This is a genomic window from Streptomyces sp. NPDC046866 (assembly GCF_040704625.1).
Classification (GTDB): Bacteria; Actinomycetota; Actinomycetes; order Streptomycetales; family Streptomycetaceae; genus Streptomyces.
Genome location: NZ_JBEYXN010000002.1, coordinates 420,829 through 443,806, shown reverse-complemented (window position 1 = coordinate 443,806; position 22,978 = coordinate 420,829). Strand labels below are relative to the sequence as shown.

The 22,978-nt window shown below is 73.7% G+C and carries 21 protein-coding genes; 15 read left to right on the top strand and 6 right to left on the bottom strand.

Going from position 1 to position 22,978, the window contains the following annotated elements; translation table 11 throughout:
- The first annotated feature begins 1 nt into the window (after position 1).
- From AB0953_RS05360 to AB0953_RS05345, 4 genes are all read left to right on the top strand, one after another.
- Complete coding sequence (locus tag AB0953_RS05360) at positions 2-1,063, top strand: type III polyketide synthase (protein WP_366858049.1); 1,062 nt, start codon at positions 2-4, stop codon at positions 1,061-1,063.
- Between the two features lie 16 nt (positions 1,064-1,079).
- Entirely contained in the window at positions 1,080-2,297 is a 1,218-nt protein-coding gene (locus tag AB0953_RS05355; RefSeq protein WP_366858048.1) for a cytochrome P450, read from the top strand.
- Positions 2,294-2,830, top strand: coding sequence for a cupin domain-containing protein (locus AB0953_RS05350; RefSeq protein WP_366858047.1), 537 nt, complete (start codon positions 2,294-2,296; stop codon positions 2,828-2,830). Before AB0953_RS05355 ends, AB0953_RS05350 begins: the two co-directional genes overlap by 4 nt.
- A gap of 93 nt (positions 2,831-2,923) precedes the next feature.
- Positions 2,924-3,934, top strand: a complete 1,011-nt coding sequence (locus AB0953_RS05345) for a hypothetical protein (protein WP_366858046.1) — start codon at positions 2,924-2,926, stop codon at positions 3,932-3,934.
- Positions 3,935-3,937: 3 nt separating this feature from the next.
- Here the strand turns inward: AB0953_RS05345 and AB0953_RS05340 are convergent, their stop codons facing one another.
- The 3 genes from AB0953_RS05340 to AB0953_RS05330 form a co-directional block, all read right to left on the bottom strand.
- The gene (locus AB0953_RS05340) at positions 3,938-5,491 is read right to left on the bottom strand and encodes an MFS transporter (protein WP_366858045.1); all 1,554 of its coding nucleotides are present in this window, start codon (positions 5,489-5,491) and stop codon (positions 3,938-3,940) included.
- Positions 5,492-5,700: 209 nt separating this feature from the next.
- A complete protein-coding gene (locus AB0953_RS05335; RefSeq protein ID WP_366858044.1) occupies positions 5,701-6,813 on the bottom strand; it encodes an NUDIX domain-containing protein in 1,113 nt (370 codons plus the stop codon).
- 83 nt (positions 6,814-6,896) lie between these two features.
- Positions 6,897-7,520, bottom strand: a complete 624-nt coding sequence (locus AB0953_RS05330; protein WP_366858043.1) for a LysE/ArgO family amino acid transporter — start codon at positions 7,518-7,520, stop codon at positions 6,897-6,899.
- A 69-nt stretch (positions 7,521-7,589) separates the two neighbouring features.
- Between AB0953_RS05330 and AB0953_RS05325 the strand changes: the two genes are divergently transcribed.
- The 8 genes from AB0953_RS05325 (at position 7,590) to AB0953_RS05290 (ending at position 15,345) form a co-directional block, all read left to right on the top strand.
- Positions 7,590-8,519 (top strand): LysR family transcriptional regulator ArgP, encoded by a 930-nt coding sequence (locus AB0953_RS05325; RefSeq protein ID WP_366858042.1) that lies wholly within the window; start codon positions 7,590-7,592, stop codon positions 8,517-8,519.
- Positions 8,520-8,528: 9 nt separating this feature from the next.
- Complete coding sequence (locus tag AB0953_RS05320) at positions 8,529-8,924, top strand: TOBE domain-containing protein (RefSeq protein ID WP_366858041.1); 396 nt, start codon at positions 8,529-8,531, stop codon at positions 8,922-8,924.
- 75 nt (positions 8,925-8,999) lie between these two features.
- Positions 9,000-10,082, top strand: coding sequence for a magnesium/cobalt transporter CorA (gene corA / locus AB0953_RS05315; protein ID WP_366858040.1), 1,083 nt, complete (start codon positions 9,000-9,002; stop codon positions 10,080-10,082).
- A gap of 251 nt (positions 10,083-10,333) precedes the next feature.
- Complete coding sequence (locus AB0953_RS05310) at positions 10,334-11,158, top strand: chitosanase (RefSeq protein WP_366858182.1); 825 nt, start codon at positions 10,334-10,336, stop codon at positions 11,156-11,158.
- A 401-nt stretch (positions 11,159-11,559) separates the two neighbouring features.
- Positions 11,560-11,913: a DUF805 domain-containing protein gene (locus AB0953_RS05305; protein WP_366858039.1), complete on the top strand. Its 354-nt coding sequence runs from the start codon at positions 11,560-11,562 to the stop codon at positions 11,911-11,913.
- Positions 11,914-12,136: 223 nt separating this feature from the next.
- Entirely contained in the window at positions 12,137-14,362 is a 2,226-nt protein-coding gene (locus AB0953_RS05300) for an NADP-dependent isocitrate dehydrogenase (RefSeq protein WP_366858038.1), read from the top strand.
- 156 nt (positions 14,363-14,518) lie between these two features.
- Positions 14,519-15,067 carry a GNAT family protein gene (locus tag AB0953_RS05295; RefSeq protein WP_366858037.1) on the top strand — a complete coding sequence of 183 codons (549 nt, stop codon included), beginning with the start codon at positions 14,519-14,521 and terminating at the stop codon, positions 15,065-15,067.
- Entirely contained in the window at positions 15,064-15,345 is a 282-nt protein-coding gene (locus AB0953_RS05290; protein ID WP_366858036.1) for a hypothetical protein, read from the top strand. Before AB0953_RS05295 ends, AB0953_RS05290 begins: the two co-directional genes overlap by 4 nt.
- A 671-nt stretch (positions 15,346-16,016) precedes the next feature.
- Here AB0953_RS05290 and AB0953_RS05285 read toward each other — a convergent pair.
- Positions 16,017-16,475 carry a hypothetical protein gene (locus tag AB0953_RS05285; RefSeq protein ID WP_366858035.1) on the bottom strand — a complete coding sequence of 153 codons (459 nt, stop codon included), beginning with the start codon at positions 16,473-16,475 and terminating at the stop codon, positions 16,017-16,019.
- A gap of 137 nt (positions 16,476-16,612) precedes the next feature.
- The gene (locus AB0953_RS05280; protein ID WP_366858034.1) at positions 16,613-17,968 is read right to left on the bottom strand and encodes a DUF2254 domain-containing protein; all 1,356 of its coding nucleotides are present in this window, start codon (positions 17,966-17,968) and stop codon (positions 16,613-16,615) included.
- Positions 17,969-18,215: 247 nt separating this feature from the next.
- Here AB0953_RS05280 and AB0953_RS05275 point away from each other — a divergent pair, with 247 nt between their 5' ends.
- Together AB0953_RS05275 and AB0953_RS05270 are read left to right on the top strand one after the other, a co-directional pair.
- Complete coding sequence (locus tag AB0953_RS05275) at positions 18,216-19,934, top strand: glycoside hydrolase family 71 protein (RefSeq protein ID WP_366858033.1); 1,719 nt, start codon at positions 18,216-18,218, stop codon at positions 19,932-19,934.
- 196 nt (positions 19,935-20,130) lie between these two features.
- Positions 20,131-21,360: an aminotransferase class V-fold PLP-dependent enzyme gene (locus AB0953_RS05270; protein ID WP_366858032.1), complete on the top strand. Its 1,230-nt coding sequence runs from the start codon at positions 20,131-20,133 to the stop codon at positions 21,358-21,360.
- Here the strand turns inward: AB0953_RS05270 and cobF are convergent.
- Positions 21,347-22,099, bottom strand: a complete 753-nt coding sequence (cobF, locus tag AB0953_RS05265; protein WP_366858031.1) for a precorrin-6A synthase (deacetylating) — start codon at positions 22,097-22,099, stop codon at positions 21,347-21,349. The two genes, AB0953_RS05270 and cobF, sit on opposite strands and share 14 nt — an antisense overlap.
- An 18-nt stretch (positions 22,100-22,117) precedes the next feature.
- Between cobF and AB0953_RS05260 the strand changes: the two genes are divergently transcribed.
- The gene (locus AB0953_RS05260; protein ID WP_366858030.1) at positions 22,118-22,873 is read left to right on the top strand and encodes a (Fe-S)-binding protein; all 756 of its coding nucleotides are present in this window, start codon (positions 22,118-22,120) and stop codon (positions 22,871-22,873) included.
- The last annotated feature ends 105 nt before the right edge of the window (positions 22,874-22,978 follow it).

The window sequence follows — 22,978 nt, the reverse complement described above, 5'->3', positions numbered from 1 at the left end:
CATGGCGACTCTGTGCAGGCCAACGGTGTCCGTGCCCGAGCACGTGATCACGATGGAGCAGACCCTCGACCTCGCCCGGTCCGTCCACGCCGACCATCCGCAGCTCGACCTGGCACTGCGCCTGATCCGGAACACCGGCGTCGCGAAGCGGCACATCGTGCAGCCCATCGAGGAGACGCTCAAGCACCCGGGTTTCGAATCGCGCAACACCGTGTACGAGGCCGAGGCCAAGGCCCGGGTCCCTGCGGTGGTGCGGCAGGCGCTGGAGGACGCCCAGCTGCGGGCCAAGGACATCGACATGATCATCTACGTGTCGTGCACCGGCTTCATGATGCCGTCGCTCACCGCCTGGATGATCAACGCGATGGGCTTCCGGACCGACACCCGGCAGCTGCCCATCGCCCAGCTGGGCTGCGCCGCGGGCGGGGCGGCGGTCAACCGCGCCCACGACTTCTGCACCGCCTACCCCGAGGCGAACGCGCTGATCGTGTCCTGCGAGCTCTGCTCGCTGTGCTACCAGCCGAGCGACCTCGAAGTCGGCAACCTGCTCTCCAACGGCCTCTTCGGCGACGGAGTGGGCGCCGCTGTCGTCCGCGGACGCGGCGGCACCGGCATGGAACTGCACCGCAACAGCTCGTACATCATCCCCCAGACCGAGGACTGGATCATGTACGACGTCAAGTCCACCGGGTTCCACTTCAAGCTGGACCGGCGGGTGCCGGGCACCATGGAGCCGCTCGCGCCCTCGCTCAAGGAACTGGCCAAAGCCCATGGCTGGGACGCCGCAGCCTTGGACTTCTACATCATCCACGCCGGTGGCCCCCGCATCCTGGATGACCTGAGCAAGTACCTCGGTGTGGCACCCGAGGCATTCCGCTTCAGTCGGGCCACACTGACCGAGTACGGCAACATCGCCAGCGCCGTCGTCCTGGACGCGCTGCGCCGACTCTTCGACGAGAACGGCACCGCCGACGCCGCGAAGGGCCTGCTGGCCGGCTTCGGCCCGGGCATCACCGCCGAGATCTCACTGGGCAGCTGGACCTCGCAACGAGGAACCGGGTGAGGGAGGAATCCGAACGATGCTGAAGGACGGCCCCGCAACCGCAAGGCCACCCATCACGCACTGGCCCACACCGGCCCTGGACGGGGTCGACTTCGACCCCGTCCTCGCCGGTCTGATGCAGGCGGGGCCGGTCACCCGGATCCGGCTTCCCAACGGCTCCGGATGGGCCTGGCTGGTCTGCCGGTACGACGACGTGCGGATGGTGGCCAACGACCCCCGCTTCAGCCGCAAGCTGGTCGCCGAGCACGACGTCACCCGCCTGGCCCCCCACTTCATCCCCGCACCCGGAGCCGTCGGCTTCGAGGACCCGCCCGACCACACCCGGCTGCGCCGCACGGTCGCCGCGGCCTTCACCACCACCGGGGTGGAGCGGCTGCGCAGCCGGGCCAAGGAGATGCTCGACGCGATGGTCGACCGGATCCTCGAGGACGGACCGCCCGCGGACCTGACCGAGCGCCTCCTCGCGCCCTTCCCGCTCGCCGTGGTGTGCGAGCTGATGGGCGTCCCCGAGGAGGACCGGCCCATGGTCCACGAATGGACCACCCTGATCCTGTCCTCCGCCCAGGGCGCCGAGCGCAGCGAACAGGCCAAGAACGAGGCGCTCGCCTACCTGGGCGCCCGCCTGGGCTCCGGGACCGTCGCCCACGACGACAGCGTCATCGGCCTCCTCGACCGGGCCGTCCGCGACGGCGAGGTCACCCTGGAGGAGGCCACCGGCCTGGGCCTGCTCATCCAGATCGGCGGCGAGGCCGTCACCAACAACGTGGGCAACATGGTGTACATCCTGCTCACCCGGCCGGACCTGATGGAGCAGCTGCGCAACAGCCCCGCCCTGCGCCCCTCGGGCCTGAACGAGCTCCTGCGCTACATCCCGCACCGCAACGCGGTCGGACTTTCCAGGATCGCCCTGGAGGACGTCACGATCGCCGGGCAGCGCATCCGCGCCGGCGAAGCGGTCTACGTCTCCTACCTCGCCGCCAACCGCGACCCGGACGTCTTCCCCGATCCGGACGAACTGCACCTGGACCGCAGCCCGAACCCGCACGTCTCCTTCGGGTACGGGCCGCACTTCTGCCCCGGCGCCATGCTCGCCCGCCTCGAATCGGAACTCCTGGTGGACGCCCTCCTCGACCGGTTCCCGGACATCCGCTTCACCGTGCCCCCGAGCGAACTGCGCTGGCGGCCCGGCGCCCTCATCCGCGGTCCCGAAGGCCTGCCGGTGACCTGGTCATGACCGCGCACGTCGCCCGCGACGGCCTGCTGGTGCCGCCGGGCCACGGACGCATCCTGCACACCGAGGCCCAGCAGGTCACGTTCAAGGTCACCGGCGAGCACTCCTCGGTGGCCTCCAGCTTCGAGGTGGTCGTCCCGCCCGGGTTCGACGTCGGCGCCCACCGGCACATGCGCAGCGAGGAGCTCTTCTACGTCCTGGAGGGTGAACTCGACGTCATGGCCTTCGAGCCGCGCGTGCGCAGCGGCGACAACTGGCGACACTGGGAGTCGCTGGACGGACGCCAGGTCGTGCGGGCCGGCCCCGGGACCGTCATCGTGGTTCCGCCCGGCTGCCCGCACGCCTTCGCCAACCCCACCGGCGAGCCGGCCCGCATGTTCTTCCAGGCCTCACCGCCACCCGATCACGAGCGGTACTTCGAGGAGCTCCTCGCCCTGCTCGACGCGAGCGCCACCCCGGATCCCGCCGCGATCCTCGAACTGCGGACCCGCTACGACATCGAACAGCTCACGCCCCTGCGCCACGAGCTGTCCTGACCGGCCATCACCGCGCCCGCCGCACCGGCGGGCACCACGCACCACCCGCACCACCCTCCATCCCACCCACCCCCATGCTCGGGAGAAGAATCAATGCTGCTCACCCGCCGCAAACTCCGCACGGCCACCTACGCCCTGGCCGGCACGGTCGCGGCCGCCGCCTCGCTCGCCGCGGGGCCGGCCCGCGCCGCCGAGGCCCTGCCGTCCCACTGGTGCTACGTCAACGGAGTCGAGGCCCCGCCCGGGGACCGGGTGAACGGCACGCCGGGTGCCGACACCATCCTGTGCGAGAACGACGTCGAGAACACGATCATCTACGGCGGCGGCGGCGACGACAACATCCGCGTCAAGGGGATGCTCGTCGACTCCCAGGTCCTCGGCGGCGAGGGCAACGACACGCTCCAGGTCAACAACCTCTACCCGCGCAACGGCAACTCCTCGGTGCGCGGCGGGTCCGGCGACGACACCATCATCACCGCCCTCGTCGTCGGCACCGCCGAACACGGCGCCACGGTCTACGGCGACCACGGCGACGACAACATCACCACCGGCAGCGTGCTCGGCGAGCCCGGCGAGTACCAGCGCGGCGGCGGCCAGGTCTTCGGCAACGACGGCCGCGACTTCATCCGCACGGGCAACGTCGACCTCGGCGGCCGCATCCTCGGCGGCAGCCAGGCCGACACCATCGAGCCGAAGTCGGTGGGCGCGGAGTCCGCGGGCATCGTCCTGGGCGGCCCGGGCGACGACACCGTCCGCGGCCAGAGCGACAGCGTCCTGACGATCGGCCCCGGCTACGGCCAGGTCGACGGCGGTCTGGGCGCCAACGCCTGCAAGCTGAAGCACTACTCCACCGGCGACCGGGTCCGCAGCTCGGTGGCCAACTGCACGGTGTCGGCCCCGGCCCCCGAGGCCGCCGCCCCCGCGGCCCCCTCCAAGCCCTCGACGTCGAGCTCGAAGCCCGCTGCCTCCACCTCCAAGCCGACGACCTCGAAGCCTGCTGCGTCCGCCTCGAAGCCGTCGACGTCCGCCTCCAGGCCGTCCGCCTCCAAGCCGTCGAAGTCGAAGCAGGCGGCCGGCGCCGCACGGCCGCAGCGCCGGCCCTAGCCCTCAGCCGCCCGAGGGCCGGCGGCCCGGGGGAGCGCCGTGCGTGCGCTCCATGGACAGGCCGCCGGGCAGCAGGAGCATCGTCAGCACGGCCCCGGCGCTGAAGATCGCCGCCGAGGCCGTGAAGACGGTGTGGTACCCCTCCAGAGCAGCCCGCGCCAGAAGCTCCGGCGCGGGCTGCCGGCCTGCCAGGAAGCGGCTCACGGCCCCGGCGGCCAGGGTGCTCATCAGCGCCGTGCCGACGGAGCCGCCGATCTGCCGCATGGCGTTGACCGTCGCCGAACCGACCCCGGCGTCGCGCGGGTCGATGCCCGCCGTGCCCAGGTTCATGGCGGCCGCGGTGATCAGGCCCATCCCGAGGCCCGTCAGCACCTGCCCCGGCAGGACGTCGACCACGTACGGGCCCGTCGCCGACAGGTTCGTCATCCACGCCATCCCGCACGCCGCCAGCAGCATCCCGGTGACGATGCGCGGCCGGCCGCCCACCTTGCCGAGCAGCCCCATGTTGCTGCCGATCGCGCTGATCATGGTGCATCCGGACATCGGCATGAAGGCCAGGCCGGTCCGGTCCGGGCTGTAGCCGCGGGTGTGCTGGAGGTAGTACGTGAGGAACAGGAACACCCCGAACATGCCCACGCCCGTGATGAACACGGACGCCAGAGCCGTCGCCCGGACCCGGTCGAGCACGATCCGCAGCGGCAGCAGCGGGTGTGCGCTGCGGCGCTGCCACCAGGCGAACGCGCCGAGCAGCGCGGCCCCGGTCAGCAGGAAGCCCAGCGCCCTCGTGCCCTGCCAGCCGTGCGGGCCGGCCGTCGCCAGGCCGTAGACCAGGCAGAACAGCCCCGACGAGGCCAGGACGGTCCCCGGCAGGTCCAGCTTCGGAGGTGCGGCCGGAGCCTGCCGGCGCAGCAGCAGCACCCCGCCCGTGACCGCGATGCCGGCGAACAGCACGTTCACGTACAGGGTCGACCGCCAGCTCAGGTGCTCGGTGAGGACGCCGCCGAGCAGCAGCCCCACCGCGCCCCCGGACGCGGCGAGCGACCCGAACACGCCGAAGGCCTTGCCGCGTTCGGCGGGCGAGGAGAACGTCGTGGTCAGCAGCGACAGCGCGGCCGGGGCCAGCAGCGCCGCGAACACCCCCTGCAGCGTCCGCGCCGTGACCAGGACGCCGAAGGTGGCCGCCGCGCCGCCCACGGCGGAGGCCGCCGCGAAGCCGAGCTGCCCGATCAGGAAGGCCCGGCGGCGGCCGATCAGGTCGGCGAGCCGCCCGCCGAGCAGCAGCAGACTGCCGAAGGAGATGGCGTAGGCGGTGACCACCCACTGCCGCTGCTGGTCGGAGAAGCCGAGGTCGTCCTGGATGGACGGCAGGGCGATGTTCACGATGGTGGCGTCGAGGACGACCATGAGCTGGGCGAGGCCGATCACGGCGAGGATCCACCAGCGGCGCGGATCGGGCGGGGCCGGGGCACCGGCGGCTGCCGGGCCGGGGCCGGTGCCGGTGCCGAAGGCTGGTCCGGGGGCTGGTCCGGGGGCCGGACCGGTCGATTCTGCGGACATGGTCGTCACTCCAGGGAAACGCTCGTTCTCGCAGGCGAGAGTGCGTGTCGGGCGCGGCTGCGCTCCGGTTCGACGATGCGCGAGACGGGCCCGCCGCCCGCGCGCCACGCCACGATGCCGTCCGGATGGACCAGCGACGCCGCCTCCCAGGAGGCGCCGGCCGGCCCGCCTCACCCCCCGGCCCGCCCGCGAGCGGGCGCTGGGTCCCCTCAGGGGCCGGCGCCGCCCTCGCCGCCTGCGCGGAGCACCGGCACCGGGCGGCCCGCGTGCAGTTCCAGTGGGCCCGTGCCCCGGTGCCGGGCCCGCAGGCAGGCCTTGATCTGCCGGCGCAGCGCGGGCTTCACCAGGCCGCGCAGCTCGGCGGGGGCCGCGGCCCGCCAGCGCAGCAGCTCCACGGGGGACAGCCGGATCTCGGCCAGGGTGTCCGGAGCCAGCACGCCCCCGTCGTACAGGAAGCGGATCCGGGCCGGGTGGCCGGGCTTGTGGGACCAGTTCACCCCGAGCAGGCGGCCCGGCTCCAGGTCCAGGCCGAGCTCTTCGCGGACCTCGCGGCGGGCGGCCTCGCGCGGGGTCTCGCCCAGGTCGCCGTCGATGCCGCCGCCCGGCAGGTTCCACCGGCCCGGCCGCCCGTAGGCGGGCTCCACCAGCAGGACCCGCCCCGCCGTGTCGGTGAACACCACGCTCGCCGCGGTCAGCGCCTTGGGCCGCACCGCCCGGTGGCTCGCGGCGTCCAGCGCCCCGGCGTGCTCCAGCATCGCCCGGTGCACCGGGTCCAGGCCGACCGGCGAACCGGTGTGCGGGAACCCGTCGATGAGGTGGGCCACGGTGCCGGCGTTCAGGGCGGCCAGCCCGGCGCGCAGCCGGGCCTCGTCCCGCTTCGGCAGGACCTCGTACGCCTCCTGCGGCGTGCGCCGGCGCACCCCCGCCGACGACTCCGGCGGCAGCGGCGCGACCAGGTGGACGTGGACCACGCAGGCCCGTCCGCCCGCCCCCGCCGCGGGCTGCGCGTCCACGACGAGCAGTCGGCCGACGTGCGGCACGCCCGGGCCGAGCTCCTCCTCCAGGATGCGGGCCAGCCCCTGCTCCGGTGTCTCGGAGCCCGTCACGAGGCCGCCCGGCAGGCGGGGCTGCGCCCCGGCGGCGTCGGCGGCCTCCGCCACGATCACCCGCCCGGCCGGGTCCAGGGCGATCGCGCAGACGGCCACCAGCGGACCGGGAGCCCCGCCGGCCGCCGGGCGCACCGCGCCGGTCCGGTCGCCGGGCCGGTCGGCGGGTCGTGCAGGGCGGTCGGAGCGGTCGGGGCGGTCGGGGCGGTCGGGCACGGCGGTCTCCCGGGGACGGCGTACGACGGGGGCGGGCGGGCGAGCCGGGGCCGCAGCCCCGCAGCGACCGTACCGCCCCCGGGTCAGCCGCCGGCCAGCAGCAGGGCGCCCATCGTGACCATGGTCGCCGCGACGAAGCCGTCGAGCACCCGCCAGGCCGAGGGCCGCGCCAGCACCCCGCTCAGCAGCCGGGCCCCGTAGCCCAGGGTGGCGAACCAGGTCAGGCTGGCCAGTGCGGCACCGATGCCGAAGGCCCAGCGCAGGTACCCGCGGTCGGCGGCGAGCGAGCCCAGCAGCAGGACGGTGTCCAGGTAGACGTGCGGGTTGAGCCAGGTCATGGCCAGGCAGGTCAGCACGGCCCGCCGGCGCGACGCGGCCGCGGCTCCCTCCGTCTCCAGCGCGGCCCCGGGGACCGGAGACACCACCCGCCGGGCGGCGAGCACCCCGTAGCAGATCAGGAACCCGCCGCCCGCGATGCCGACCGCGGTGAGGGCGGCCGGCCAGGCGGTGACGAAGGCGCCGACGCCGGCCACGCCGAGGGCGATGAGGAGCGCGTCGGAGACGGCGCAGATGGCGACCACGGCGAGGACGGCGTGGCGGCGCGCCCCCTGCCGCAGGACGAAGGCGTTCTGCGCCCCGATGGCGACGATGAGGGAGAGTCCGGTGCCGAAGCCGGCGAGGGCCGCCGCGATGATGCCGTGTGTCATGCGTTCGACCATATGAACGGCGTGCCGTGCAGTACAGCTAAAGATTTTTACGTACCCTTAGCGCTCGTGATGGATGAGCTTCCCCTGGACCAGGTGCGGACCCTGCTCGCAGTGGTGGACGAGGGCACCTTCGACGCCGCCGCGGCCGCACTGCACGTGACGCCCTCCGCCGTCAGCCAGCGGGTCAAGGCCCTCGAACAGCGGACCGGCCGGGTCCTGCTGATGCGGACCAAGCCGGTGCGGGCCACCGAGTCCGGGCAGGTGGTCGTCCGCTTCGCCCGGCAGCTGGCCCGCCTCGAACGCGACGCGCGCGCCGAGCTCGGGATGGCACAGGAGGCGGGCGGCCCGGTGCGGCTGCCCATCGCCGTCAACGCGGACTCGCTCGCCACCTGGTTCCTGCCCGCGCTGACCCGGGTGCCGCAGGAGCCGCCGGTCCTCTTCGAGCTGCACCGCGAGGACGAGTCGCACACCACGGCCCTGCTGCGCGAGGGCCAGGTGATGGCGGCGGTCACCTCCTCGCCCGATCCGGTGGCGGGGTGCACCGTGCGCCGGCTCGGCCTGGCGCGCTACCTGCCGGTGGCGAGCCCGCGCTTCGCCGACCGGTACCTGCGCGGCGCGGGCGTCATGGCGCGGGCGCTGCAGCAGGCCCCCGTGATCGTGTTCGACCGGCGGGACGTGCTCCAGGACACCTTCGTACGGGCGCTGACGGGCGACGCGGAGGCCGGGGACGCCGGCGCCGGGCCGCTGCGCCACCACGTGCCCACGTCCGAGGGGTTCTGCGACGCGGTCGCCGCCGGCCTGGGCTGGGGGCTGGTGCCGGAGCCGCAGGCCGCACCCCTGCTGCGCTCCGGCGGGCTGGAGCTGATCGTGCCCAGGCGCCCGCTGGACGTCCCGCTGTACTGGCAGCAGTGGAAGCTGGATTCGCCCGCGCTGTCGACGGTGGCCGAGGTGGTCGCGGCCGCGGCGGCGCAGGCGCTGCTGCCTCCGGGGGCCCCGTAAGCTGCGGCCATGGACTCCTACACGATCGGCCAGGCGGCGCGGCTGCTCGGCGTGAGCGTCGACACGGCCCGCCGCTGGGCGGACGCCGAACGGTTCCCCACCCGCCGGGAGGGCGCCCGGCGGATGGTGGACGGGCCGGACCTGGCCGCGTTCTGCGTGGAGGTCGCCCAGGAGGGCGGCGGGGACGGCGAAGAGGCCCCCTACACCTCGGCGCGCAACGCCTTCCCCGGCATCGTCACCGCCGTCACGCTGGGCGACGTCGCGGCCCAGGTGGAGATCCAGGCCGGGCCGCACCGGGTGGTGTCGCTGCTGACCCGCGAGGCGGTGGAGGAGCTCGGCCTGGAGGTGGGGGCACGGGCCGTCGCCCGGGTGAAGTCGACGAGCGTCTTCGTCGACCGCGCCTGACGCCCGCCGGGGGCGGGCGCGGCGGCGGTGGCAGACTGGCCGCTGATCCGCCGAAGGGAAGTCACACCGTTGTCCATGTTCAGCAACCTGCGCCGGGCCGTGCGCCGCGGCTACCGGCGGGCCGTCGACCTCAGCCACCCGGCCCGCTCCCCGCTCGGCAGCGCCGTGGTCAACTGCATCGTCTACGAGGACGGCGTACGGCAGGACGGCTGCGCCGAGACGGAGGAGGCGCTGCGCCGGGTCCGCAAGACCGGGGAGGGGTTCGTCTGGATCGGACTGCACGAGCCCTCGCAGGAGGAGCTCGCCGGGCTGGCGGAGCTGTTCGGGCTGCACCCCCTCGCCGTCGAGGACGCCGTCCACGCCCACCAGCGGCCCAAGGTGGAGCGCTACGACGACATACTGTTCGCCGTCTTCAAGACCGTGCGGTACGTCGAGCACGAGGAACTGACGGCCACCAGCGAGGTGGTGGAGACCGGCGAGCTGATGGCCTTCACCGGCGAGGACTTCGTCATCACCATCCGCCACGGCGGCCGCGGCACGCTCGGCCCGGTCCGCGAGAGCCTGGAGGCGGCCCCCGAGCAGCTGGCCAAGGGCCCGGCTGCGGTGCTGCACGCGATCGCCGACCACGTGGTGGACGACTACGTCGCGGTCACCGACGCCGTGCAGAGCGACATAGACGCCGTCGAGACCGCCGTGTTCAGCGAATCCGGCGGCCGCGGCGACGCGGGCCGCATCTACCAGCTCAAGCGCGAACTGCTGGAGCTGCGCCGGGCGGTGGCCCCGCTGGGCCGGCCGCTGGAGCAGCTGGCCACGCAGCCCATACAGGCGGTCCCGGCCGAGGCCCGCGCCTACTTCCGGGACGTCGCGGACCACCTGACCCGGGCGACCGACCAGATCAACGCGTACGACGCCCTGCTGGACTCCATCCTGCAGGCGCACCTCGCGCAGGTCACCGTCGCGCAGAACGAGGACATGCGCAAGATCACGGCGTGGGCGGCGATCGTCGCCGTGCCGACCATGGTCTGCGGGGTCTACGGCATGAACTTCGACCACATGCCGGAGCTGCACTGGACGTACGGCTATCCCGTCGTGCTCGGCGTGATGGCCCTGGCCTGCTACGTCATCCACCGCGGTTTCCGCCGCAACGGCTGGCTGTGAGGCGGCGGATGACGCGGCGTCCGGTGCCCGCGGCCTGACGCCCCACCGTGCCCGGTTCGGGGGCGAAGTGCTCGGCACTTCGCCCCGTTCTGCTGTGGACGGCCGAATTCCGGTCGGGCGGAGGCCGATTGCAGGGGCTTGAGGCGGCCCCAATACCGGCAGTAAAGTTTCCTAACGAAGTGGCCCCGCCTCAACCCACCCCTGGAGGCCTCGTGTTCACCCTCCCCCGCACGAAGACGGCGATCGGCGCCCTGCTCGGCGGCGTCCTCCTCGCCGCGCCGCTCACCGTCCACGCCGCCGCGGCCGCCGGCCCGGCGCCGGTGCCGCTCGCGGACGCGGCCGTCGCAAGGGCCGTGCGCACTGCGGCCGTCGGGCTCGACGATCCGGTGAAGAAGGACATCGCCATGCAGATCGTCTCCAGCGCGGAGAACTCCTCGCTGGACTGGAAGGCCCAGTACAAGTACATCGAGGACATAGGCGACGGCCGCGGCTACACCGCCGGGATCATCGGCTTCTGCTCCGGCACCGGTGACATGCTCGACCTCGTCGAGTACTACACGCAGGTGAAGCCGGGCAACGTCCTCGCCAAGTACCTGCCGGCCCTGCGCAAGGTCAACGGCAGCGACTCGCACGCCGGCCTCGACCCGAACTTCCCCAAGGACTGGGCGAAGGCCGCCCAGGACCCGGAGTTCAAGAAGGCCCAGGACCACGAGCGCGACCGGGTCTACTTCAACCCGGCCGTGAAGCAGGGCAAGTCCGACGGGGTGGGCGTCCTCGGCCAGTTCGTCTACTACGACGCCCTCGTCATGCACGGCGACGGCTCGGACTCCACCTCCTTCCGCAACATCCGCAAGCGGGCCCTGTCCAAGGCCAAGCCCCCCGCCCAGGGCGGCAGCGAGACCGCCTGGCTGAACGCCTTCCTCGACGCCCGGGTCTGGGCGATGAAGCAGGAGGAGGCGCACAGCGACACCAGCCGCGTGGACACCGCCCAGCGGGTCTTCCTGAAGAAGGGCAACCTCACCCTGCAGACCCCGCTGGAATGGAAGGTCTACGGGGACTCCTACCGCATCGGCTGAACCGCCCGGCGGGGCGCCGTGGCCGGAACCGGCGCGTCCAAGGGCACGGGATGATGCCTGTGACGTCGCAGAGCCGTAACGATGTGTGTCCCGCACCCCTCGGCCGCGCCGGTGACAACTCCCCTCATACCGGGGAAGTGGTGCACGGTGAACGGAACAAATCGGCTTCCCCGCCCCACTGGAGGGATCCCGTCACCTGTGTTTCGTCACGCCGTGTGACACCGGACCACCGGTGGGTCCCAAGTGGCGCCCGATAGGGGTGTGTTTGGCCGTGGAAGCCTGTGATCGCGGGCCTTCGGGCGGGTTGTGAAGTGGCTTGACCGCCACGTAAGCGGGGCATAAGTTCTGCCCCGGCTTGCTCCAGCAGGACGGGCCGTCGAACCGTCCTCAGGGGGGACAACGTGCACTACTACACCGACGTTCTGAAGAAGTACGCCGTCTTCTCCGGCCGCGCCCGCCGGCAGGAGTACTGGATGTTCTTCCTGTTCAACCTGGCCGCCGCGATCATCGTCGCCGTCGTCGACAGCGCGCTCGGCACCTACCCGCTGCTCTACGCGATCTACGCGCTCGCCGTGCTCCTCCCGGGTCTGGCCGTCGGCGTCCGCCGCCTGCACGACACCGGCAAGTCCGGCTGGTGGCTGCTCATCGCCCTCGTCCCCCTCATCGGCGGCATCTGGCTGATCGTCCTCATGGCGACCGAGGGCCAGCCGCAGCCGAACCAGTACGGCCCGAACCCGAAGGCCGTCCAGGCCTGACCCGCCCTGCCCCCGGGCAGCCGCAGCGCCCGAGCGCCGCACCGGCTGAAAACAGCCGGTGCGGCGCTCGCGTCGTTCCCGGCCGGCCCCACCCGCCACGCGGGGTGACACGCGTCTCGTCCGGCTTGTCGGCAGGGGCTGTCCGGATGGGCCCGATCACGAGATATCTTGATGTCGAGCAATGTTGCAGACGAGAGACGCAGACTGTGGAGCGGAGCATCCGGTGACTGACTCGACCATCATCTACACGCACACTGACGAGGCCCCGGCCCTCGCGACGTATTCCTTCCTGCCTGTGATCCAGGCCTACGCGTCGACGGCCGGTGTGAATGTCGAGACCCGTGACATCTCCCTGGCCGGTCGCATCATCGCCAGCTTCCCCGAGCACCTCGAGGAGGGCCAGCGCATCGCCGACGCCCTCGCCGAGCTCGGCGAGCTGGCGAAGACGCCGCAGGCCAACATCATCAAGCTGCCCAACATCTCGGCCTCGATCCCGCAGCTGAAGGCCGCGATCGCCGAGCTCCAGGGCCAGGGCTACGCGCTCCCGGACTACCCGGACGACCCGAAGACCGACGAGGAGCGCGAGATCCGCGCCCGCTACGACAAGGTCAAGGGCAGCGCCGTCAACCCGGTCCTGCGCGAGGGCAACTCCGACCGCCGCGCCCCCGCCTCGGTCAAGAACTACGCCAAGGCCCACCCGCACCGCATGGGCGCCTGGACCTCCGAGTCGAAGACGAACGTCGCCACCATGGGCGAGAACGACTTCCGCTCCACCGAGAAGTCCGCCGTCATCGCCGAGGCCGGCACCCTGCGCATCGAGCACGTCGCGGCCGACGGCGCCGTCACCGTCCTGCGCGAGTCCGTACCGGTCCTGGCCGGCGAGGTCGTCGACGCCTCCGTCATGCGCGTCGACGCCCTGCGCACCTTCCTCTCCGAGCAGGTCGCCCGCGCCAAGGCCGAGGACGTGCTGTTCTCCGTGCACCTCAAGGCCACGATGATGAAGGTCTCCGACCCGATCGTCTTCGGCCACGTCGTGCGCGCCTTCTTCCCGCAGACCTTCGCCAAGTACGGCGAGGTCCTGGTCGCCGCCGGCCTGTCCCCGAACGACGGCCTCGGCGCGATCCTGAACGGCCTGGAGTCCATCCCGCACGGCCTGGGCGCCGAGATCAAGGCCTCCTTCGACGCCGAGCTCGCCGAGGGCCCGGCCCTGGCCATGGTCGACTCGGACAAGGGCATCACCAACCTGCACGTCCCGTCCGACGTCATCGTCGACGCCTCCATGCCGGCCATGATCCGCACCTCCGGCCACATGTGGGGCCCGGACGGCCAGGAGGCCGACACCCTCGCCGTCCTCCCGGACAGCAGCTACTCCGGCGTCTACCAGGCCGTCATCGAGGACTGCAAGGCGCACGGCGCCTTCGACCCGGCCACCATGGGCTCCGTCCCGAACGTCGGCCTGATGGCGCAGAAGGCCGAGGAGTACGGCTCCCACGACAAGACCTTCGAGATCGCCGCCGCCGGCACCGTCCGCCTGGTCGACGCCGCCGGCAACACCGTCCTGGAGCAGGAGGTGTCCGAGGGCGACATCTTCCGCGCCTGCCAGACCAAGGACCTGCCCATCCAGGACTGGGTCAAGCTCGCCGTCACCCGCGCGCGCGCCACCGGCGCCCCTGCCGTCTTCTGGCTCGACGAGACCCGCGCCCACGACGCGCAGCTGATCGCCAAGGTCAACACCTACCTCGCCGACCACGACACCGAGGGCCTGACCATCAAGGTCCTCTCCCCGGTCGAGGCCACCAAGTTCTCCCTGGAGCGCATCCGCCGCGGCGAGGACACCATCTCGGTCACCGGCAACGTCCTGCGCGACTACCTGACCGACCTCTTCCCGATCCTGGAGCTGGGCACCAGCGCCAAGATGCTGTCGGTCGTCCCGCTGATGGCGGGCGGCGGCCTCTTCGAGACGGGCGCCGGCGGCTCCGCCCCGAAGCACGTCCAGCAGCTGGTCAAGGAGAACTACCTGCGCTGGGACAGCCTGGGCGAGTTCTTCGCCCTCGCGGCCAGCTTCGAGCACCTCGCCACCACCACGGGCAACGCCCGCGCCCAGGTGCTGGCCGACACCCTCGACCGCGCCACCGGCACCTTCCTCAACGAGGACAAGTCGCCGACCCGCCGCCTCGGCGGCATCGACAACCGCGGCAGCCACTTCTACCTGGCCCTGTACTGGGCCCAGGAGCTGGCCGCGCAGAGCGACGACGCCGCGCTGGCGTCCGCGTTCGCCCCGCTCGCGAAGACCCTGACCGAGCAGGAGCAGACCATCGTCGCCGAGCTGATCGCGGTCCAGGGCTCCCCGGCCGACATCGGCGGCTACTACCAGCCCGACCCGGCCAAGGCCGCCGCCGTCATGCGCCCGTCGGCGACCTTCAACCAGGCGATCGCGACCCTGGCGTAAGGACCCCCCGGCCCAGGCCGGACCAGGTCAGGGCTCCGCCCCGGCCGGCAGCCGCCGGCCGGGGCGGACCCGTATCCGCCACCGGCGCACCTCCTGCCCCGCAAGGCCCGGAAAACCCGCTTGCGGCCCGGGCCCCGGCGGGGATACGAAGGCCCGGTGATCCAGGGCCCCCTGGCCGGGCTGCGCGCCCGGCACGCCGACGACGTCGCCGTACTCCACGCCGAGCTGTACGAGGACGTGGCGACCCGCTCGCGCGCCGACTCGCGGCCGTGGCGGCCGCTGCCCGCCGCCGGCGGGCACTCCCCGTACGAGCCCGCCGGCCCGGCCGACGACGCTGCCGTCTTCTCCGTCGTCGACCGCGCCTGCGGTGAGCTCGCCGGCGAGGCCCTGCTGTGGGGCATCGACACCCACAACCGCAGCGCCCACCTCGGCCTCTCGCTGCGCCCCGGCAGCCGGGGCCGGGGGATCGGCGCGGAGGTCGTGCAGCTGCTGTGCCACTACGGGTTCACCGTGCGCGGACTGCACCGGCTCCAGGTGGACACCCTCGCCGACAACACCGCGATGATCGGCGCCGCCCGGCGGGCCGGGTTCACCCTGGAGGGCAAGCTCAGGCGCTCCGCCTGGGTGTCGGGGGCCTTCGTCGACGAGGTCGTCCTCGGCCTGCCCGTCGACGAGTGGAAGCGGCCGGCCGGGCCGCCGTGGTGAGCACTGGCGCGGCAGGTGCGGTTCCGTCGGGGTGCCTGCTGGCGCTGCCCGCGGTCCTGCCGGAGCTGAGCCTTCCGGGGGAGACCCGGGGCGCCGCACGGTGGGTCCTGCGCGTCCTGCGCGTCCTGCCGGACGCGGTCGCCGTCGCCGTGGCGCTGGTCCTGGCCGCCGTTGCGGGGCGGGGCGCGCGGTTCGTGCGGGGGCTCTTCCTCGTGCGGGCGGCCGCCCGGCTGGGACAGGGTGTCCGGCTGCGCGCACTGGGTGGAGATCGGCCGTGAGCCGCGGGTGGTGCCGTACCGGAGGTTCCTGAAGTCCGGCCCCCAGGGCCGCTGCCCGGCCGGCGTCTGGGCCCAGCTCCAGTCCCGTCGCCCCGCGGCGCCAGTGCCGCCGACGGCCCTGAAACGCCTCCTCACCCGCCTGCGCGCCTGACCCCGCCCCCACCGGACACCGTGCTCCGCGCCCGCCCCCGCCGGACACCGTGCTCCGCGCCCGCCCCCGCCGGGCACCGGGCTCGGCGCCCGACCCCGCCCCCGCCGGGCACCGGGCTCTGCCCGGACCCGCGCCTCAAACGCCGGCGGGGCTGGATGTTCCGGACCCCGGCTTCGAACCTCACCCGGCGGTCCGTCTGCCGTCGCACCGGAGGCCGACGCCACCCAGCCCAGCCGTCGCTTTCGAAGCGGCGGCGGGCACATTCAGCCTCGCCGGCGTTTGAGGCGCGGGGTTTGGGGCGGCGCCCCGGAAGCCCGGCTGGCTTCGCTGACACCTGAGCCGGGGGCCGGGCACATTCAGCCTCGCCGGCGTTTGAGGCGCGGGGTTTGGGGCGGCGCCCCGGAAGCCCGGCCGGCTCCCCTGACACTGAGCCGGGGGCCGGGCACATCCAGCCCCGCCGGCGTTTGAGGCGCGGGGTTTGGGGCGGCGCCCCACGAAGCACGGCTCCGCCGGGGGCCCGCTACAGGCGGTGGACGCGTTCCGGGGGGAAGCCGAGGGGGTGCCGGGCGGCGGCCAGGATGCGCAGGCCGGGAGCCGCGTCGAGCAGCCCCCGCAGCCACGCCCGCGCCTGCGGGGTCAGCAGGTCGGCCCCGTCCAGGACCAGCAGGACGTCCCGCTCGGCCAGCCAGGCCACGGCGTCGGCCGTCCCGCACGGCGGGAACGTCACCCCCGGCACACACCCCAGCGCAGCCGTCAGCTCCCGCACGCCGAAGGGCCGGTCGAGGGCCACCACGGCCGCGCCGTCGCAGAAGTTGGACGACAGCCGCGCGGCGATCTCCCGCACCAGCAGGCTCCGCGGCTCCCGGAACCGCCCGGTGACCGTGAGCACCCTGCCGCGTCGGACGGCGGTGAGCAGGCGGGACAGCTCGTCGGACGTGGCCGGCAGCGTTGTGGCCCCTCCCGGTTCCCTCGTCGGCACGATGCCCCCCTTGCATGCGTGTCCATGGCGCGGCCCAGGGGTCCCCCGCGCCGCGTAGCGACGATTATGCGCCAGCGCTGCGGCAGGGCCAGGGGAATGGCGGACTCCGTATGGCGGGCCGCCCTGCGGGCCGGCGCTCAGCCGATCCCCTGCCGGTCGGGCTGGAGCGCGAACGCCGCGCGCAGCGGACTCGGCGCGGCCGTCCACACGGCCTCCTCCAGCAGGTCCCGGTGGCGCCGGACCGGCTCCCGCCGCTCCGGCGGTGCGAGCTGCTCCAGATCGTCCAGGCAGGCCGCGATCCGCCGGGTGACCTGCACCGAGCCCACCCCGTAGTCCCGGATCTCGGTGAGCGCGAGGTCCAGCAGCTCCGGCCAGCTCGGCAGCGTCTCCACCAGCCGCACCGCACCGCCCCGGTCGCGGTGGCGGGCCCGGCCCAGCGGCTGCCGGGCCAGCGCCGTCAGCAGCACCTGGATCCGGTCCAGGGACTGCACCGCCGTGGTCGGGTCGTTGACGGCCGGCGACAGCGCGCGGGACGCGATGTCCGCCAGCTGCCGGATCCCGAACGCCAGGTCCTGCTCGGTGGTGCGCTCCACCCCGATGTCCAGCGCCGCCTGCAGCACGGCGTCCGGCGGCGTCGGCCCCCCGGTGACCCGGAACAGCGGCGTGTACGGCACCAGGTAGTCCCCGATCCGCGGGATCAGGTGCAGCACCAGCCCCTCGCGCTCGGCCAGCGCCACCAGCCGCTCCACGTCCACGGCCTGGAGCACACCGGGCCGCCACACGTGCGGCACCACGCTCCCGCCCGGGTCCGGCGGCGGATCGGCCTCGTGCCCGCCCTCCTGCCCCGGCAGCGCGGGCTCGGCGCTCTCGCGGATCAGCGCGAGGCTCTCTTCGCCGACGTGGTCCATGACGTACGTGACCCGCATCAGACGGATGGTGGAGTGCACGTAGACGACGAACAGCGCGAGGCTGAGCACCAGGAAGCCCATCGCGAGCGAAGCGCCCACGTAGGGCACCACCGCACCGTCCGCACCGTCCGCATCGCCCGCAGCCGCCGTGTACTCCTTCTGGAGCCGCAGTGTGTAGAGGAAGGTGCACAGGAACACCGCAAGGGTCAGCTTCGTGACCCGGCTCTCGACGTACAGCCGCAGGACGCGCGGCGTGAACTGGCCGGCGGCCATCTGGAGCGCGACCAGGGTGATCGAGAAGACCACGCCGATGAACGTCAGCATCGCCGAGCTCATCGAGGCGACCGCGCTCTTGGCGGACGCCCCGAGGTCCGCGGCGGTCCGCAGGAACCACAGGTCGGCGAGGTCCACGGCAGTCCACCGCGCATCGAGGTCGTGGATGAGGGTGTCCGTCTGCACGACCGCCGTGGCCAGTAACCAGCCCAGCAGCAGCCCCGCGAACGGCACGAAGAGGAAGGAGTTGCGCATGCGTTTGCGCAGCATCGGGAACGGACCGCGGCTGCGCCGCACGACGGTCATCGCCATGGATGTCAAATTAGCCCCGGGACAGCGGCGGACGTAGCTCCGCTGCGCCGCGCGCCGTACGCGCCGCGGCCCGGCGCCGTCGGCCGGCGGCGGTTGTCCGGCCGCCGTTCATCGGTTCTACTGCTCTTCGGCCCGGTACGCGGGGCGAGTTGCAGGGGAGGGCGGCCATGACGGCGGACCGGAGGCGAACCGGCGCGGACACGGCCCGGGGCGCGGGCCCGCGGACGGGCCGGGGGAGGGGCGCGCCGTGACGCGCCCGCCGCGCGGCACCCGGGGCGCCGGGGCCCGCCCCGCAGCGCACCGCCGCCGCGGCTTCCGCGGCAGGCCCCTGGTGACCCTGCTCCTGGCGGTGTTCCTCCTCGTCGGCGTCTGCGCCGCCACCGGCATCGCCGGGGACCCCTTCACCGCCGCCTCCGGGCGGGGCGCCGGCGCCGCCCACAGCCCCTCCCGTACGGGCGCCCCTGCGTCCGCATCCCCGTCCGCCTCCCCATCCCCATCCCCATCCGCATCCGCGTCCGGGTCCTCATCAGCGCCCGCCCCCGTCCCGGACGCCGGCGACACCGCCGACCAACGGCCGCCCGGGGCGCTGCCGTTCGACCTGCCCGGGCCTGCGGCCCTGCGCGCCGCCGCCGGACCGGACCGGAAACTGGTGTTCGCCCACTACTTCACCCCGTACCCGCTCTCCCTCGACAACGCGAGCGCGGACGGGGACTACTACACCCGCCACTACCTCGACCCCGCGGGCGAGAACGGCAAGCACCGCAGCTACGGCGGTCTGCTGCGCGACCGGCCGCTGCCCGTCCGGCCCAAGGAGGGCGACTGGGAGCTCGCCAACCTCCGCCAGGAGGTGCGCACCGCCCGCGCCGCGGGCCTGGACGGGTTCACCCTCGACCTGCTGTCGCTGTCCGGCCCGCACTGGCAGCGGGCCAACCTCCTGATGGAGGCGGCCCGTTCCGTCGATCCCGGCTTCAGGGTCATGCTGATGCCGGACATGACCTCCCTGACCGCCGACGACCCGGCCGTGCTCGCCGACGCCGTCGCCGCCCTCGGCCGGGCGCCCGCCGCGCACCGCCTCGGCGACGGACGCCTCGTCGTCTCCCCGTTCAAGGCGGAGGCGAAGGACCCGGGCTGGTGGGCCCGGTTCGCGGAGCTGATGCAGTCCCGGCACGGCATCCGCACCGCCCTCGTCCCGACCCTCCTCGACTTCGAGGCCCACCACGCCCGGTTCGCGCCGATCAGCCACGGCCTCTCCGCATGGGGCTCGCGCAGCCACACCGGCCAGGACGGGGCCACGCGCAACGCGCAGCGGGCGCACGCCGCCGGCAGGATCTGGATGCAGCCGGTGTCCGTCCAGGACGCCCGGCCCAACCAGGGCGTGTACGACGAGGCCGGCAACACCGCGACCCTGCGCGCAACATGGAACCACGCCATCGACGACGGCGCCGACTGGGTCCAGCTGACCACCTGGAACGACTACTCCGAGGGCAGCCAGTTCGCGCCGTCGCTGCACAACGGCCACGCCTACCTCGACCTGACCTCGTACTACCTCACCCGGTTCAAGACCGGCAGCTGGCCGGTGATCGTCCGCGACACCCTGTACGTCTCCTCCCGCACTCAGTTCGCGGCCGCCGCCCCCGCCGGCGGCCAGCCGCTGCTGATGTCCCTGCGCAAGGGCAGCGCCGCCGCGCGCGACACGGTGGAGGTGCTCAGCTTCCTGACCGCGCCGGCGGCCGTACGCACCCGGGTGGGCCGGGCCGAGCAGGCGTACGAGGCTCCGGCCGGGATGCACTCTGAGCTGCTGCCGCTGCGTGCGGGCACCAGTTCGGCGGTGGTCGTCCGGGACGGGAGGGCCGGCGCCGCGGCGGAGCTGCCGTACCCGGTGGAACGCACGCCGGCCGTCCAGGACCTCCAGTACTACGCCGCCACCAGCGGCCGCCCGGGCCCCACCGCCACCCCCGCCGATTGAGCCGCCGGTTCCGCAACCGGGGTGGAGCATTTCAGCCCCGGGCAACGGGCCGGTGGAGGACGGCGGTCCCCGGTTCAGGCGCCGGCGGGGCGAGGGGCAGACCACCCTGGCGGAATTGGCTCTTCACGGGTGCCACCCGGCGCCCGATCATCCGGAGGAGGACGACCGCACCCGCCCTACACCTCCCGGAGGACCCGTGACCGAGCCGAACGAGCCGAGCAACCCGAACAGCGCAGCACCCGCCCCCGCGGGCCCCGCGCCCACCGTCTTCCCGGGCGGGCCCGGCCTGTTCCGGCTGGACCCGCGGATCGCGCACCTCAACCACGGCTCGTTCGGCGCCGTCCCCGTACCCGTCCAGGAGGTCCAGGCGGCGCTGCGCGAGGAACTCCACGCCGACCCCGACGCCTTCTTCGTCGGGGCCGCGGACCGCATCGCCGCGGCCCGGGCCCGGGTCGCGGCCCACCTGGCGCCCGGCGGCACGCCCCACGGCACGCCCCGCGCCACGGCCGACCCCGAAGGGCTCGCCTTCGTCTCCAACGCCACCGAGGGCGCCAACCTCGCCCTCACCGCGATCCCCTTCGACGACGGCGACGAGATCCTGGTCACCGACCACGGCTACGGCACCGTCACCGCGGCCGCCGCCCGCCGGGCCCCCGTCACCACGGTCCGCCTGGACCCGTACCTCCCGGACGAGGACGCGGTCCGCCAGGCCGTGCTGGCCGCGCTCACCCCCCGTACGAAGGTCGCCCTCCTCGACCACATCAGCTCGCCCACCGCCCGGCTCATCGCCTCGCCCGGGCTGCTCGCCGACCTCGCGGAGCGCGGCGTCACCACCGTGGTCGACGGCGCGCACGCCCCCGGCATGCTCGCCGACCCGCTCGCCGGCGGCGCCGACTTCTATTTCGGGAACCTGCACAAGTGGGGCTACGCCCCCTCCGGCACCGCCGTCCTCGCCGTCGCCCCCGGCCACCGCGGGCGCGTACGGGCCCTGGTGCCCTCCTGGGAGGACGCCCACGGGTTCCCCCGCTCGGTCGAGAACCGCGCCACCGCCGACTACACCGGCTGGCTCGCCGCCCCCGAGGGCCTGGACCTCCTCGCCCGGCTCGACGCCGCCAAGGTCCGCGCCCACAACAGCGCGCTCGCCGCCCACGGTGCGGCCCTGCTCGCCGAAGTCCCCGGCATCACCCCGCTCCCGTACACCGAGGGCCTGGCCATGCGCTCGCTGCGGCTGCCCCCCGGCTTCGCCGAAACCCCGGACGCCGCCCGCGCCCTGCGCGAGCGGATCGCCGCCGAGCACCGCATCCGGGTGCTCGTCTGGCCCTGGCCGGGCGGCGGCGGCATCCGCGTCTGCGGGCAGCTCTACAACCGCCCCGAGGAGTACGAACGCCTCGCCGCCGTCCTGCCGGCCTACCTCAGGCGCGCCTGAGCAGGTACGTGTCCATGATCCAGCCCTTGCGGGCGCGGGCCTCGGTGCGGAGCTCCTCGATCCGGCCGGCGACCTCCGCCAGCTTCCCCTGGACCAGGATCTCGTCCGGGGTGCCCACGTACGCACCCCAGTAGATGTACAGGTCCTGGTCGAGGTGGGCCGTGAAGGCGTGCCGGGCGTCCAGCATCACCACCACGTCGTCCACGTCGCCCGGCCAGCCCTCGGCCAGGCGCCGGCCGGTGGTGATCTGGACCGGCCGCCCGACCCGGTTCAAGGTGGTGCGGTGGCGGGCCAGCAGGGAGGAGATGCTGCTGATGCCGGGCACGACCTCGTGCTCGAACGCCACCCGGCCCCGCTCCAGCACCTCGTCGAGGATCGCGAGGGTGGAGTCGTACAGCGAAGGGTCGCCCCAGACCAGGAACGCGCCCGTCTCGCCGTCCGCCAGGTCCTCGGCGATGAACCGCTCGAAAATCTCCGCCCGCGCGCTGCGCCAGCCGTCCACCGTCGGCGCGTACCGGTCCGGGTTCCGGTCCCGGTCCGGGTCCCGGCCCTCCACCAGCCGGTGGCCGGGGCGGGCGTGCGCATCGAGCATCGTGCGCCGCAGGCCGGTCAGGTCCGCCTTCTCCTCCCCCTTCTCCAGGATGAGGAACGCGTCCGCCGCGCCGATCGCCTTGACCGCCTGAAGGGTCAGGTGGTCCGGGTCGCCCGCGCCTATGCCGATCACTGAGAACTTCTTCACCCGGCTATTCTGCCCGTCATGCGCGCCGCCCTGTTCGTCACCTGCGTCAACGACGCGCTGTACCCCCGGACCGGCATCGCCGTCGTACGCCTGCTCGAGCGGCTCGGCGTCGAGGTCGACTTCCCGGCGGCCCAGAGCTGCTGCGGCCAGCCCCAGTACAACACCGGCTACCGCCGCGAGAGCGAACCGCTGCTGCGGCGCACCGCCGAGGCCTTCGCCGGCCACCGGTACGTGGTCACCCCCTCGGGCTCCTGCGCCGCGATGGTCCGCGCCCACTACCCGCGCATCGGCGCCCTGGCGCAGCGCGAGGGCCGCGGCCCGGAGTTGGCCCGGCTGGCCGGGGACCTGGCCCCGCGGGTGTACGAGCTGACCGAGTTCCTGGTCGACGTCCTCGGGGTGACCGACGTGGGCGCGTACTTCCCGCACACCGTCACCTACCACCCCTCCTGCCACGGTCTGCGCGGCCTCGGGCTGGGGGACCGGCCGCGCCGGCTGCTCGCCGCCGTCAAGGGCCTGGATCTGATCGAGCTGCCCGGCGCCGAGGAGTGCTGCGGCTTCGGCGGCACCTTCGCCGTGAAGAACCCCGACGTGTCCGCCGCGATGGGCACCGACAAGACCGCCGCCGCGGCGGCCACGGGCGCGGAAGTGCTGTGCGGAGCCGACAACTCCTGCCTCGCCCACCTCGGCGGCATCCTGCGCCGCAGCGGCGCGCCCCTGCGGACCGTGCACCTCGCCGAGATCCTGGCGTCGACGGAGGAGGAACCGTACGCATGACGGACGCGACGGACGGGACGGACGGGACGGACGGGACGGGAACGGCGGGCGGGGCGCCCGGCACGGAGGGAAGTCGCGCAACGGGCGCAACGGGTGCAACAGCTT